This window comes from Bernardetia aquimarina (genome assembly GCF_042180575.1).
Taxonomy (GTDB): Bacteria; Bacteroidota; Bacteroidia; order Cytophagales; family Bernardetiaceae; genus Bernardetia.
Window position 1 is genome coordinate 3,635,114 of sequence record NZ_CP170094.1, and the last position, 14,536, is coordinate 3,649,649.

The 14,536-nt window shown below is 30.8% G+C and carries 10 protein-coding genes; 4 read left to right on the plus strand and 6 right to left on the minus strand.

The window, feature by feature from the left end:
- Positions 1 to 131 precede the first annotated feature (131 nt).
- Together ACE193_RS15705 and ACE193_RS15710 are read left to right on the plus strand one after the other, a co-directional pair.
- Complete coding sequence (locus ACE193_RS15705; RefSeq protein ID WP_375559169.1) at positions 132 to 1,022, plus strand: dienelactone hydrolase family protein; 891 nt, start codon at positions 132 to 134, stop codon at positions 1,020 to 1,022.
- Positions 1,023 to 1,323: 301 nt separating this feature from the next.
- Positions 1,324 to 2,055: an NAD-dependent epimerase/dehydratase family protein gene (locus ACE193_RS15710; RefSeq protein WP_375559170.1), complete on the plus strand. Its 732-nt coding sequence runs from the start codon at positions 1,324 to 1,326 to the stop codon at positions 2,053 to 2,055.
- A gap of 185 nt (positions 2,056 to 2,240) precedes the next feature.
- On the opposite strand, the gene ACE193_RS15715 is transcribed toward ACE193_RS15710, so the two are convergent.
- From ACE193_RS15715 to ACE193_RS15725, 3 genes are all read right to left on the minus strand, one after another.
- The gene (locus ACE193_RS15715) at positions 2,241 to 3,677 is read right to left on the minus strand and encodes an outer membrane beta-barrel protein (RefSeq protein WP_375559171.1); all 1,437 of its coding nucleotides are present in this window, start codon (positions 3,675 to 3,677) and stop codon (positions 2,241 to 2,243) included.
- Positions 3,658 to 4,320, minus strand: coding sequence for an RNA polymerase sigma factor (locus ACE193_RS15720; protein WP_375559172.1), 663 nt, complete (start codon positions 4,318 to 4,320; stop codon positions 3,658 to 3,660). Before ACE193_RS15720 ends, ACE193_RS15715 begins: the two co-directional genes overlap by 20 nt.
- A 539-nt stretch (positions 4,321 to 4,859) precedes the next feature.
- Positions 4,860 to 5,609, minus strand: a complete 750-nt coding sequence (locus ACE193_RS15725; RefSeq protein ID WP_375559173.1) for a hypothetical protein — start codon at positions 5,607 to 5,609, stop codon at positions 4,860 to 4,862.
- A 220-nt stretch (positions 5,610 to 5,829) separates the two neighbouring features.
- On the opposite strand from ACE193_RS15725, the gene ACE193_RS15730 reads away from it, so the two are divergent.
- A complete protein-coding gene (locus ACE193_RS15730; protein WP_375559174.1) occupies positions 5,830 to 8,928 on the plus strand; it encodes a PD-(D/E)XK nuclease family protein in 3,099 nt (1,032 codons plus the stop codon).
- A gap of 38 nt (positions 8,929 to 8,966) precedes the next feature.
- Here the strand turns inward: ACE193_RS15730 and ACE193_RS15735 are convergent, their stop codons facing one another.
- Positions 8,967 to 9,911 (minus strand): hypothetical protein, encoded by a 945-nt coding sequence (locus ACE193_RS15735; RefSeq protein WP_375559175.1) that lies wholly within the window; start codon positions 9,909 to 9,911, stop codon positions 8,967 to 8,969.
- A gap of 130 nt (positions 9,912 to 10,041) precedes the next feature.
- The gene (locus ACE193_RS15740; RefSeq protein WP_375559176.1) at positions 10,042 to 12,018 is read right to left on the minus strand and encodes an AAA family ATPase; all 1,977 of its coding nucleotides are present in this window, start codon (positions 12,016 to 12,018) and stop codon (positions 10,042 to 10,044) included.
- 384 nt (positions 12,019 to 12,402) lie between these two features.
- Between ACE193_RS15740 and ACE193_RS15745 the strand changes: the two genes are divergently transcribed.
- Positions 12,403 to 13,710: an MFS transporter gene (locus ACE193_RS15745; RefSeq protein WP_375559177.1), complete on the plus strand. Its 1,308-nt coding sequence runs from the start codon at positions 12,403 to 12,405 to the stop codon at positions 13,708 to 13,710.
- A gap of 180 nt (positions 13,711 to 13,890) precedes the next feature.
- Here the strand turns inward: ACE193_RS15745 and ACE193_RS15750 are convergent, their stop codons facing one another.
- Complete coding sequence (locus ACE193_RS15750) at positions 13,891 to 14,409, minus strand: hypothetical protein (RefSeq protein ID WP_375559178.1); 519 nt, start codon at positions 14,407 to 14,409, stop codon at positions 13,891 to 13,893.
- Positions 14,410 to 14,536: the final 127 nt, after the last annotated feature.

Here is a 14,536-nt window from a genome sequence, read left to right on the forward strand (position 1 = left end):
TATTTCTATAAAAAATAATCAATTTAGATTCTTCCTCAAAACAACTTAGCTTTACTTATTGTTCGGAATAGGTATTTCAAACAAAATACTTCATTTTTAATTTGTAATTGTATTTTAAACCCTACTACAAAATGATATTCTCAAAAAATTATCTCTTTTTATCGCTTATTGCTCTTTTTACAGGGTTAGGCTCTTATTTTGTTTTTTCAGATTCAGAAAATGAAAATAAAGCATGCTGTGCTGTTGATGAGTTTGCTAAGTTTACAAATGATAAAGAATTTGTAAACAAACATCCCAATCCGATTGCTTTTGATTTTACTCCTCAGTATGGAGAAATGTCGGAAATAGCTGTAGAAGATGGAGAAGTTGCTAACGTTTTTATGGTAAAACCTAATAAACCAACAGGAAAATACTTATTTGTTTTTCACGAATGGTGGGGACTAAATGACTATGTGAAAAAGGAAGTTGAAAAGTATTACCAAGATTTTGGAAAAAAAGTCAATGTAATAGCTATTGATTTGTATGATGGAAATGTAGCAACAACACGAGAAGATGCACAAAAATACATGCAAGGAATGGATAATGCTCGTGCTACTGCAATCATTGAGGCTGTAACTAAATATGCAAAAGTGAAAGCGATAGAAGAAGCTAGTCAGCCATTACAGATTGCTACAATTGGTTGGTGTTTTGGTGGGGGTTGGTCACTACAAGGTTCGATTATTTCCAATGAATATACAAAAGCAACGGTTATGTATTATGGAATGCCTGAAAAAGATATGGAAAGAATAAAGACTATTAAATCTCCTGTTTTGGGAATCTATGCTAACAAAGACAAATGGATTACGCCACAAGTAATGAAAGAATTTGAAAAATCAATGAAAGAAGCTGATAAAACAATTACTATTTTGGGATATGAAGCTGACCACGCTTTTGCAAATCCAAGTTCTCCAGCTTATAATGAAACGGCAGCCAAAGAAGCTCGTAAGAAAACAGTTAAGTTTTTGAAAAAGAATTGGTATTAAATATTCAATTACGAATTACTGTTGTTGGTGTAGCTATCAAAAGCACCAACAACAGCATTTTTCTTTTTTAGAAGAAAAACCTGTTTAATATGTCATTGATTAATAGTAAGTTTTAATTATACTACTTCTAGGTTTTATTAGATAATTTATAGATTAATAAGTATGTTTGTATCTTTTTAGGCTATATTATTAGGCTGATTTATTTAAAATAGAGAAGTTGCTTTAAGAATAGAGAAAAATTCTTCAGAGGAACATATTTATTCTTCAACAACTTCAGAATATAAAAAAAAAGACATTTTCTATGAAAAGGATTTTAATAACTGGAGGTTTTGGAAAAATAGCTAAACACTTCGTACAAAACTATGATAAAAAGTATCAAATAACTGTTATGGATATTATGACAGATGATGTTACTTTTACAAACAAAGTACGAGTGGAAAAAGCTGACTTAATGGATTTTTCTTCCTGTTTAAGGATATGTGAAGGAATGGATACAGTTATTCATCTAGCAGGAATAGTCGATCCAATTTCAGACTCAGATGAGATTTTGGAAACAAACATCAAAACAACGCAAAATATATTCAAAGCTGCTGCAAAAGCCAAGTGCAAAAGGTTGATTTTTGCAAGTAGTGCTCAAACTATTGAGGGATATCCAACTGATATTCAAATAAACAAAGATATGCTTGTAAAGCCTAAAAATATTTATGGTGTTTCTAAGTGTTTTGGTGAGGCTTTAGCTGCTTATTATTCTGTTACTACTACCATATCTACAATCTGTTTGCGTATTGGAGCGTATGAGTTTCCTAAAGATTTTTCTGAAATGAATGCAAGAGACTTAAGTGCGTTTTTGCATCCTGATGATTTTAATCAATTATTGGTTGGGTGTATAGAAACTGAAAATATTAAACATGAAGTGCTAAATGCTATTTCAAATAATAGATACAAACGAATGGACATAACAGAATCTATAAGTAAGGTAGGCTACAATCCCAAAGCAGATGCTTTTGAGCTATTTAAATTAGCAGTAGAATAAAAAAATTGTTTTATTACTCTCATTTATGAGTAAATGAGAGTTTTTTGTCTAGTAAGTAACTGGGCAAAATTATTTATAGGTTAATGAAATCTGTCTGACACCTCAAAGGTGTCTTGACAGTTTAAGTTTCCATTTTCTAATTCTTTTTTAGATATGTTTTATTTTGCTCAGTTACTTAATAGCAATTACTTACCACTCTTAAAAATCGTAAAACGAGTTCCTACTTGCCAGCCATAAGCCTGTGAAGAAAAAGTAACTCCATTTTCATTTATGAGTGAAGAAAGCGAGGATTTATAAGTTCCCCCTCCCCAAAGTGTCCAACGGTTCGTAATGTGATAATTAACTCCTGCTTGTGTCCAAACTTGTGTATTTGTAGTTCTGTGAGTTCCTATTGCGTAAGTAAAGTCAGGGTCAGCACTTGTATAAGAATAACTATTCAAAAACTCTATTGCTGTTCCGAGCTGTGCAAAACCACTAAATTTTTTAGCTCTACTTTCTCCAATCTGATACCCAATAGCTATTGGAATTTGTATCCATTCGTATTTTACTTCTACTTGATTATTTGGAAATTCTCTCAAGTTTATTGGAGCTGTTAAATCTACATTAATACGAACATAATTAGTAGAACCAAAAGAATAATTAGCTTTTCCCATTCCTAAGCCAGTATTCAAGCTCCAACGTTTATTTTTTCCAAAGGCTAAAGCAACATCAAAACCTGTTTGTTGATATGTTCCTTGAATATTCATTTGTGGAAGTGTATCAGCCAAATTCGAACTATATGCCTCAATAACTGTAAGTCCAGAATAAAGAGAATCTCTTCTAAAACTAGGTTTATAAATTCCTTGTGTGTGATTGATACCAACAGTAAGAGCAATCCCAGAAGGTTTTTTTGAATCTTCGGCTGGGTTTTTACTATTTTGGTTGTTTGCAACAGTTTCGTTTGTGCTATCTATTTTTATTAATAGTTCTTCTTGTTCAAAATAAGGATTTCCAATAGGTAAATATTTTGACCAATCAATTTCTTTAAAGTCAATTAAGACTAAATCTGTGTTTGTTTCTATAATAGTTTCATCAGAGTTACTATCTGTTTGTAAATCTATATTTTTATCTTTTTTGTTCTTGTCTTTGGTATTTAGAATAATAGAAATGGCTACATCAGAATTTTTATCTGTATTGGTTGTAGGGTTATTGTCTATTGAAGGAACATTTTTATCAGAAGTATCTGCATTAGAAAAATTAGAGTTAGAACTTTTTGTATCAGAATTATTCAGTTTATTTTCTTGAACTGAATTTGATATTGTATTATTTAATTCTGTATTGTTTTCTATATTATTTATGCCATTTTGAGTATTTTCAATTTTATCAGAATTAACAACATCATTGTTTGAAGATGTATTTGTATCTTCATAAAACATCGTAAACCAAAACATAACCACCAAAAGAAGAGCTGCCACAAGTCCAGAAGTCCAGTAAAATAAAGGACGTTTGTACCAAGGCTTTGCATCCAAAGCTGCATCTATTTGTTCCCATAAGTGAGCAGGTGGTGTAAATTGGGCATTTTCGAACTTATTCTTAAATTGCTCTTCCAACTGCTTTCGGTTATTATTTCCGATGTTGTTCATAGCTTTCATCTTCTTTCAAGAGCATTTCTTGTAATTGCGCTCTTGCTCGTGCGTACTGTGATTTCGATGTTCCTACGCTGATTCCTAATAGCTCTGCAATTTCTTTGTGTTTGTAGCCTTCAATAGCATACAAACTAAAAACTTGCTGAAAACCATCAGGCAGCCTACGAATGATTTGCAAAAGCTCTTCTAAGTCAAATTGGTCTAAAATTATATTTTCTTCCGAATTATAATTTATATCACTTACTTCTTCTTTGAAGGCTTTATCATATTTGCTTCTTCCTGATTTGAGTGCCTGATTGATAACAATCCTACGAATCCAAAACTCTATCGGACAATCCTGTGCAAAACTTTCAATATGTTTAAAAACATTGATAAAAGATTCTTGCAAAATATCATCAGCTTCTAGTGTCGTTTTGGCATAACGCATTGCGATAGCATACATCTTGGGAGCAAACTGTTCGTATAAAGAACGTTGCGCCAGACGTTTGCCCTTAATGCAATCATTGATAAGTTGAGTTTCGTCAGAAGAGGGAATATAAGAAGTACGAGTTTCTTGGTTCGTATTATCTGTATCTATTTCTTCTTCATCTTCAGCTTTTTCAATTGATTGACTTCCGTTATATGCAGAAATGTTTGACATAAAAGGAAATTCACTCATATAGAAGACCCACAGTTGTTGTAAAATGGTTGCACGAAAAAAATAAAAAGCCAAAATAAATTAGCTTACTTAAGCTTCAAGTAGTTTTTTCTTTAAAAAATTATATTTTAGATTCAAATTAAAATTACCTATTTCAGCTTTATTGTCATACAAAATCTAACTTTGTTTAGCTTATTAGTATGTGTAAATTGCTGATTATCAATGCAATAATGAGTTTTTGTGGATTTTTACTTTAAAAAATTTAATTATAATTAGAAATTAACTCATTTATTGTACGAAGATAGAGTTAAAAGTGCAGCAAAATATCACAAAAAAATAAAATTAATTTGTTAGTAATCTAAAAAGAGTTTAATTATTTAGATAAGGATAAATATCGTAAAAATAATAGTTGAGTAGTAGTAGAACACAAAAATACAAAAAATAACTTGATTTGTAAGTTTCCATAAAAAAAACCAATATTTTTTTATCTTGTATAAAAAAATATTGGTTTGCTGTTTATATAAAGCAAGAAAATGAATAAACTATTGAGCTACTTCAAACGAAACAGAAGTAATTTCTACTCCATTATTATCACTAGAGTGCATTCTGAAGTCATATTTTCCTTCTTTTGTAGGAGACATAAATTCTATAACACCATTTTCTTGATTATCAAAATATTTGTAAGAAACATCGTGCATGTCGTTTCTAGATTCATCGCCATGCTCTATTTCAGATGGAATAATTCCAATCCAAGGGCGTTTGTCTAATTTCTGACTTACCTTAAAAGTAAGCATAATTTTTTCACCAGGTGTAAACGTAGTTCTTTCCAAACTAAGTTCGCCAGTTATCTCAGAAGTATTTGCATCTTCTACTTCAAACGAAACAGAAGTAATTTCTACTCCATTATTATCACTAGAGTGCATTCTGAAATCATACTTTCCTGCTTTTTTAGGTGTATAAAATTCTAATGTTCCACTTTCTTGATTATCAAAATATTTATAAGAAACATCGTGTTGGTCATTTTTAGATTCATCGCCATGAGGTATTTCAGACGGAATAATTCCAATCCAAGGATGTTTATCTAATTTCTGATTGACTTTAAAAGTAACATTAATTGGCTCTCCTGTCTTAAATTTTGTCTGTGTCAGACTCAATTCTCCTGTAACTTCGCCAGCTACTTCTGTTTCTACGGTTTCCTCTTGAGTTTCTTCTTTCTTTTCGCCTCCACAAGAAGCAAAAGTTCCTACTAAAAAAGCTCCAATTAAAATTGATTTGAATGAAATTAAGTTCATAATTTTTCTAAATTAAAATGATAAAATAAATTTGGCAAAATTGAAAGTTTACTTAAAACTTGCTTAAAAATAAGAATTTTTTGATAAAAATACTGTTTAGGAATATTTTTTTTCAAATAGAACTAAAAGTGAAGTTTAAAATAATTAGAACTCAATTAAAAAATATGCGTAATTTGTAATTCCAAATCAAAAAAAAGTAGTTTTTTATAAAAATAAATATATGTCTTTATATTCTCCTTCCTTCCTTCACAAAGTAGCCACTGAATTATACCGAGAATGGAAAACTGATATTTCAGACTTGCATATCGTTCTTCCGACGAGAAGAGCGTGTTTGTATTTCAAAACATTTCTTTCAGAAATAGCAGAAGAAACCATTTTTTCGCCAAAAGTAATTTCTTTAGAAGATTTTATTGTGGGTTCTTCGGGTTTGGAAATTGAAGATACAAGTGCGCTTGTTTTTGAATTGTACGATTCTTACCAAAATTTTGATAAAGCTGTGGCTGGTTCGTTGGAACGTTTTGCTCCGATGGCAATTACGATGTTATCAGACTTTAATTTGATTGATAGAAATTTGGTTAAATCACATGAGCTTTTTGAATATTTGGACGAGGTAAAAACGCTAGAACGTTGGGGAGATATGTTTGGAGAAGAAGGACAAGAAGAAGCCATTAGTTCACTAAGTAGGATTACAGAATATTATCTTTTTTGGCAGAATGTAGAAAAGACCTACAATCATTTTAGAGAAAAATTAGAAAGCTCTAATCGTGCATATAGTGGTTTGGCTTTTCGTTGGGTCTATGAAAATTTGGAACAAGTAATTGAAGACCAACGAATAAAATGTGCCGTTTTTATAGGTTTTAATCAGCTTTATAAAGCAGAAGAACTCATTATCCGAAAGTTAGAAAAGCTAGGAAAAGCCAAAACGTTTTGGGATATGGACAAATTTTATATCGATGCTAAATGGCACGAAGCAGGAAATTATTTTAGAAAATTCCTTCAAAATGGATTCATAAAAGGAAAGCCAGAAGAAATTAGTTTTATAGAAAACCTTATCCAAACAGAGAAAAAGGAAATTGAAGTAATCAGTGTAGTAAATACGATTACACAAGCCAAAACAGCAGGACATCTTTTGAATGAAATGATTGAAAAGATGATTTATAAAAATGAATTTTTTAAGTTTTCAGAAGCTAGAAATCACACAGCCGTTTTGTTGCCAGACGAAACAATGCTTTTGCCAATGCTTTATTCTCTCCCAAAAAGTAGTGAAGGTGTAAATATTCAAAAACTGGTCAACATTACAATGGGCGTTTCGCTTCGAAATACGCCTTTATTTTCTTTAATAAAAAATCTTTTTCAAGCACAGGAAAATATGTTGCGTGATGAAGACCAACCTTTGAGCGTTTATCATAAAGATTTACAAAGAATATTGCAACATCCGTATATTCGTCCGATTGATGAAGATGAAAATCCACCTTTACAGCGAATGCACGAAGAAAATATCATTTATTTTTCTGTAAAAGAATTATCTGATTATAAGAAAAATGGCTGGTTATATGGACAGCTCTTCGAAGATTGGGGCAAAAATGAACGTAATCCGAAAGAATCAGATACAAATAATTCGGGAAATATCCATAAGGCTTTACGTTCTTTTTTTAAGATTATTGAGGCGTTGGCGCACCGTTTTACCCAAGAAGAACATTCTTTGGAAAGTGAATATTTGTTTGAGTTTTATAAGCTCTTAAAACAGATTGAGAGAATGATAATTACTTATGCACCAAATAAAGAAACACATATTGGAAATTCTATTTTTGGAGAAATTGATGAAGAATTAAGTCAGAAATTAAACAAAAATAAATCAAAATTATCTGAAAGTCAAAGTGAAAAAAGTAAGCTGAAAATTCCATTAAAGATAGAATCCTTCGAAAGACTGCTTTTGGAGTTGATGCGTGATAGAAAAATTCCGTTTACTGGAGAACCGATTGCGCCTATTCAGATTATGGGAATGTTGGAAAGTAGAGCCTTAGATTTTGAAAATGTAATTATTATTTCGGCAAATGAAGGGATTTTTCCTCGTGGAAAAGTGCTTACTTCTAGCATTCCGTTTGATATTCGTTTGCAATTTAATCTTCCCACACACACCGAAGACGATGCTGCTTATTCTTATAATTTTTATAGACTTTTACAACGCAGCAAAAAAATAACGCTCATTTATGCTTCTGATATGGAGGGAATGCGTGGAGGAGAACCGAGCCGTTATGTCAATCAAATAAAGAGTGAACTGGCTCATTTAGAGAATATTAGTTTTTATGAATCTCGTTTGGAACTTCAATTACCTACTTTCGAAAACAGCACAAGAACGGTAGAAAAAACACCTGCCATTATCCAACGACTAGAAAAATATTTGACAGAAGAAGGTTTGTCGCCAAGTTATATCAGTCGTTATTTGGAAGAGCCGATGCGTTTTTATGAAAAGAAAGTTTTGAAACTAAACGAACCTCCGATGATGGAAGAAGATTTGTTTCAGCACACCTACGGACAGGTTATGCACGAGGCATTGGAGGAACTTTTTGAGCCATTGGTAGGAAAAGAAATCAATGAAGAGTGGCTAGACAAAACACGAAAAGACAAAGAAAACTTGAAACTTTTAGTAGAAAAACTCATCACAAAACTAGCTGGTGGTGTGATGCACGATACAGGAAAGAATTTTTTATTGAAAGAAGTTACGCAGTCTTTGATTCCCGAATTTATGCGTTTGCAGAAAGAGGAAGCTCCTATTCGTCTGATTGCCCTAGAACAACAACTCAAAAATACAATTACTTTTGATATAAAAATTGATGGGAAAATCCGTAAAATTCCTTTAAAACTCATCGGAACGGCTGATAGAATTGATATTATCACAACAAAAGAAGGAATAAAAAGGCTACAAGTTATCGATTACAAAACTGGAAAGATGGATGCAGCAGCACTAAAAGCCGATACTTTCGAACAGCTTTTGAGTGATGAAAAAGCCAAGATTATTCAACTCGTTTTGTATAAATATTTGTTTATCAAAACCTATCAAGCAGGACAAATAAATCATTTGCCAACAGATTTTAGCTTAGAAGAATATCAAATTGTTTCAGGTTTTTGGTTTTTTAGAAAGCTAAGTTCTAATTTTACGCCTTATACTCTAAAAGCCGAAAAAGATTTGACTTTAGATGGTTTTCTGTCAGAAGTAGAAACTTTTTTACAGAAAGTAGTAGAAAATATGCTAGATGCAGCGATTCCGTTTTCTGATGTGATTGATGTGGATATTTGGGAGGAGGAAGAAACAGAGTAGGACAAAGGCAAGCCTTTAACCTACAAATAAAATTGAAATCAATCCAACAAACCCAATTCCTTAGCAATATCGTGAGTAAGTTTGGAGAGAGGGCGAAGATGAAAATTTTCTTCTTCCATAATTCCGTTGGAAAGATGCCGAATTACGTCTTCTTTATTCCTAAAAAAAGTGCCTTCGTATTTTTGAAAAAGCTCATCAATATAGGAATCTGGATAAGTAATTTGTTTTTGGATAAGTTCTAAAATTTGGTCTTTGTGTTGGTTGTAAAGTTCATCTATATGAAAAACTTCAAAATTTTTGCCTAATACTTTTTTAGCTTTTTCATAAAAAATACAAAATCCATTTTTATCATAATAGAATTTTGAATTTTTGATTCTCAGACCAAAACTAAACTCTTCCATTTTAGAATATGGATTTACTGAAACCATCTCTTCTTTTTTGAAAGTTTGGTTACAAGTTTTACAGCTTGGAATGAGATTATAAAATGATACAGCTAAAAAAGGATATTTTCCTTTTGGGTAGAAGTGGTCTAATTCATCAATTCGAATTAACTTATTATTTACTGTTTCCTCTCTTTCTACTTCAACAAGTTTGATATAATTTCGATTACAATACGGACAAACTGAAACTCCTAAACTTTCTACAAGGTTTTTAGAGCCATAGTATATTTTGTTTCCTTTCTTGTCTTTACTATAAAATGTTTCACCTCCTGTTAAATAGCTTTTGTAAGAAGTTTCTGCTAGTGGCTCAAAGTCTGCATAATCTTTTACGACAAAAATATCCCAGTAACTAGCCAAATCATCAATTAAATTAGGATTTGCTAGTACAATTTCTTTGAATGAAAGTAATGGAAAATATTTTTTTACTTTTTTGTCATAATATTTCATGTTGTATTTTACTTTTTTACCTGTCATATAATTCTCTATAGCTTCCCAATGCCTTTGCGCCAGTTTTTCTAAATCTCTATGTTGTATTGGAATCATTTTTTTTGGAGTTGTAACTATTGAAAGCTTTTGTAAGATAAAACTGTCAGACACTTTCAGAAGTGTCAGTACAGTTCAAAAATTAACTATCTGACACCTTAAAGGTGTACTGATAGAGGATTTTTAGTATTTAAGAGTCATTACTGTTATTTTTCTCTAATTCTTCTATTCTTTTACGTAGTTTTTCAATTTCTGTACTATGTTTATCCACTTTTCGAAGGCGTTTGCTATCCAAAAGTTTCTGCAACATCGTTTTTACAATCGGTTCTCCAATCATTGAAATAATCATTTCACAATGTTCTATTTCTTCTTTTTCTAGTTTTGACTTATCTAATAATTTAATCACTTCATCAATCTTAGTTTGAGCAAACTCCCCCACCAAACCACCTTTCATAAAAAACGAATCTGTCAGAAGCGTATGAATATTCGCTCCAAATGTGTGTTTCATACTCTCTAGTTTGGACACTTTACACAAACCTGTATTCTCTTCTTTCTCCAAAAAAATAACATTCTCTTTTGGCAAATCAGAAACCAAAAAAGGAGAGTGAGAAGTTAGAATAAGTTGAATTTGTTTATCTGGAAATATTTTTGGTAGAGTATCAAGTAAATTATTTAATAACAATTTTTGCCATTGAGGATGCCAACCAATTTCGGGTTCATCAAGTAGAATAATTAGAGAATCAATTTCTCTATTCATATAAACAGCACTAGGTTTATCTTTAATACCCTCAATAGTAAAGTTAATAGAGTTTAAACGAGACAGTAAACTAAGGAAAGACATTTCTCCTGCACTCATATTCCACCAAGTGAAATTGAAGAATCCATCTGAAAGGATTCTGTTATACCAAATTAGGTTTTTGTATTTTTCTAAAAAAATAGATAAGTTTTTCATATCTAAATCACTACTGGTTTTTAATGAAATAGCTATATCTACATATGGTTCATTAGCCCATTCTTGAGCTAAATACTCGCTCAAGTTAATATCATCAACACTACCAAAAAAACTAGTTCCACCACGATATCTTCTATTATCAAATACTATTTTTTTTTGTTTTATCATTTTATCAATAAATGAAACTAGTTTGGTAGTATTCTCTGCCCACCCTTTGTAAATGCCTTCCCATTCTGAAAGTCCACTTTCACTATAATATGACTTAACATGGTCATCAAAAAAAGTATCAAACCATCTGTTTATTGCTAGTTCGTATAATGAAGTATCTTTTATCATCTCAAAACGACTTGCTTCTGTCAATAAATTAGAGTTGAAAAAATTGAGAAGGATTGTCCATTGTAAAAGGCATAGGAATAACTCTTCTTTTATAACATTTTTATCCAAATTATTTTTGATTTGTTCTGTACATTTTTTCTTGAAGAATTGGGCAATAATGAGTTCTTTATGATAAAGCTCTGAATATCTTTTTATTATTTTTGAATTTATTTCCATTTCTTCTATGTAGCTATTGAGTTTAGCCATTTCTCTCTCAAGAGGGATGGTAATTAATATAGCAGGTGGTAACTTAAAAGGTAATTCCTTGTTATTGAATTTACTAACAAACTCACATTGTGAAATAGCATCAAATATTTTAAATTTTTCTTCACTCCTTTCTTTATATGCTGTTATCCAATTTTCTGTTATTATATTTACAGAAGAGATATTCTCTACATACACATCTACATTAGGGAAACTAAAGCTATTACTATAATATACTATCAAGCCTTTTTCTTTGTGTAACTGAATTTGTCTATTATCTATATTTGTTCTTATGGTAAATCTACTATATTCATACATATGAGAGAAGTAAAGATTATCATTAATAGAGTAAACACAGAAAGTATAATTCATTTCTAAAATTGAACTCTTCCCAGCTCCATTTTCTCCCACAATAGCCGTAACATTACTTATTCCATCTCCAAAAAAGCCATTATAAAAATCTCTTTTCTTTGCTCGGTCTTCTTCTTTTATATTATCTGTCAAAGTTCCACTTATTATTTTTCCATTTTCATCTGGTTTATCAGGCTCAAAATGAAAATCATACAAGGGACTAAAATTAAATCCTTGTTGTTTGATATTTTTATAATCTTCAATCCAAAGATAAAGGAGTTCCATAGTAGATTTTTGAGTAAAGAGGAGCGTTTTAAAATAGAAAACAAGATACAATAAAAAATGGAATTGCTTTTCTCATTTTTGAGTAGTGAAAAAGACAAAGAATTTGTTTAGAAAACAGCAATTAACATATTTTAATAAATTTTTTTCAAAATTAGAGGGTGATTAAATCAAATTTTGGGTATAAAGAAGTAAAGACAGACATTTTTATTATCTGCCTTTAAAGAAATTCAAGACTGTATTATCTTTCCCCTTACTGAAAAAAGCATTATTCTTTTGAATAATGCTTTTTTGTTTTTTGTATCTTTGTAAGCAAGATTAAAAATGTCATTATAATTTCTTGCCACTATTGATGTCCCCACCAACGACAAAAAACACAATTCAATTATGAGAAAAAATCCTCCAATGCCCAAAAATAATTCTCGCATCATCAATGCGTGGGCTACTTACGACTGGGCAAATTCGGTTTATAACCTTGTTATTACCACTACTATTTTTCCTATTTTCTTTAATCAAGCCACACGAGCAGCTTTTGGAAGTGAAAAAGTAGATTTTTTTGGAATGAGTATCGAAAATACAGTTTTGTATTCGTATGCTATTGCACTTTCTTATCTTATAATTGCAGCTATTTCGCCTCCTCTTTCAGCAATGGCAGATTATGGAGGAACGAAAAAACGCTTTATGCAATTCTTTACTTATTTGGGGGCAGGTTCTTGTTTGTGTTTGTTCTTTTTTGATGGAACTAACGTAGAATTAGGAATTATTTGTGCAGGAGTGGCAAGTATTGGCTATGCTGGTGGAATGATTTTTTATAATGCTTTTTTACCTGAAATAGCAACCGAAGACAAATTTGACTCTGTTAGTGCAAAGGGGTTTGCTTTTGGATATATTGGAAGCGTTCTTTTACAAATTATTAATATTGGAATGACTCTAAAACCAGAGTTTTTTGGTTTTGCTGATGCTGCTGAAGGCTCTCGTTGGTCTTTTCTTTCTGTTGGTATTTGGTGGATTGTGTTTGCTCAAATTCCTTTTTATTTTTTGAAAGATAATCCTCCTTCACACAAAGAAAAAATAAACTGGTTTAAAAAAGGTTTTGAAGAGCTGAGTATGGTTTGGAATGAAGCCAAAAAATTGCCTTCCCTTCTCAAATTTTTGATTTCATTTTTCTTTTTTAATATGGGTGTTCAGACAGTTATGTTTATGGCATCACTTTTTGGAGAAAAAGAATTACATCTTAAAACAGAAAATCTAATTGCTATTATTTTGATTATTCAAGTAGTGGCAATTTTGGGAGCATATCTTTTTGCTAAAGTATCTGACCAAAAAGGAAATATATTTTCACTTACTATCTTGATTATTCTTTGGATTCTGATTTGTATTTTGGCTTATTTTGTCCAAACGGCAGAACATTTTTACGGTTTGGCTATTTTAGTTGGTCTTGTAATGGGAGGTATTCAGTCGCTTTCTCGTTCTACTTATTCCAAACTTTTACCAAAAGACACACCTGATACAGCTTCTTATTTTAGTTTTTTCAATGTCGCTGACCGTCTTTCTACTTCTATCGGAATGGGTGTTTTTGCGCTTATTGAAGATTATTCAGAATCGATGCGAAATGGTATTTTTGCGCTTACTATTTTCTTTGTTATTGGTCTGATTGTGCTTTTACAGATTAATAGAAAAGCGATTAAGATATAAATTTGCATCAAAAACGTCATTCTATGTTTCAATAAAATGACGTTTGGTGTCTTTTTTAGGGACGCATTAAAAAGTTGGTGATTAGGTAAATAGTTTTTCTATTCTAAATGGAAATGATTTGAATACTTATTTTGTGTAAAATAATAAGTATATGTTTTAAATAATTGCAAAAAAAAGTAGTTATTTTTTTTCTCCTTCTATAAATAATATTAAATCTTTGTTCAAGTCTTTTACTTCTTCTTTAGAGTTATAATAATTTGAAATAAATCCAAAGCTAAAAGTGATACCAAAAAAAAGAGTCAAGTAAATAAAATCAGTTCCCACAGAAGTAAGCCAAAATAGAAGTGCAATACTAATGTCAATCATAAGTAAGATAAAGAAAGCTAATATCATAATCTGAACATATATACGATGTTGAATTTCTACAAAAATTTCACTTCCAAATTGGCTTTCTTTTATTACTCCTTTTGCTATGGGAGGAAAACTATTTTTACTTCCTTTTTTTCTTCTTGAAATAATAAAACCTTCTTCCAAAACCTCTCCTTCATACGATTTTCGTTTATTGGTAACTGAAAAACGAGGTAATTTTGCATTCTTTGGTGTAAGGCTGTTTTGTAAATTGATTTTTACTTTCTCAGTTTGCAATGAAGTTTGATGTGTAAAATGATGTGTAGGAGTAAAAATTTCTAAAATTTTCATAAGTGGTTTTTGATAAAATTGGAAACGAATGATTATCATTTCCAAGATAATTAATTCAGATTTGCTATTTCAATTTCTAATAGATTTGCCTACTTTTATTTCGGAATAATTATTGAATTATTCTTAT

Coding starts and splice junctions, on each gene's coding strand:
- ACE193_RS15745 (WP_375559177.1), top strand. CDS start 12,403: ATGAGAAAAAATCCTCCAATGCCCAAAAATAATTCTCGCATCATCAAT.
- ACE193_RS15720 (WP_375559172.1), bottom strand. CDS start 4,320: ATGTCAAACATTTCTGCATATAACGGAAGTCAATCAATTGAAAAAGCT.
- ACE193_RS15725 (WP_375559173.1), bottom strand. CDS start 5,609: ATGAACTTAATTTCATTCAAATCAATTTTAATTGGAGCTTTTTTAGTA.
- ACE193_RS15710 (WP_375559170.1), top strand. CDS start 1,324: ATGAAAAGGATTTTAATAACTGGAGGTTTTGGAAAAATAGCTAAACAC.
- ACE193_RS15740 (WP_375559176.1), bottom strand. CDS start 12,018: ATGGAACTCCTTTATCTTTGGATTGAAGATTATAAAAATATCAAACAA.
- ACE193_RS15715 (WP_375559171.1), bottom strand. CDS start 3,677: ATGAACAACATCGGAAATAATAACCGAAAGCAGTTGGAAGAGCAATTT.
- ACE193_RS15730 (WP_375559174.1), top strand. CDS start 5,830: ATGTCTTTATATTCTCCTTCCTTCCTTCACAAAGTAGCCACTGAATTA.
- ACE193_RS15750 (WP_375559178.1), bottom strand. CDS start 14,409: ATGAAAATTTTAGAAATTTTTACTCCTACACATCATTTTACACATCAA.
- ACE193_RS15705 (WP_375559169.1), top strand. CDS start 132: ATGATATTCTCAAAAAATTATCTCTTTTTATCGCTTATTGCTCTTTTT.
- ACE193_RS15735 (WP_375559175.1), bottom strand. CDS start 9,911: ATGATTCCAATACAACATAGAGATTTAGAAAAACTGGCGCAAAGGCAT.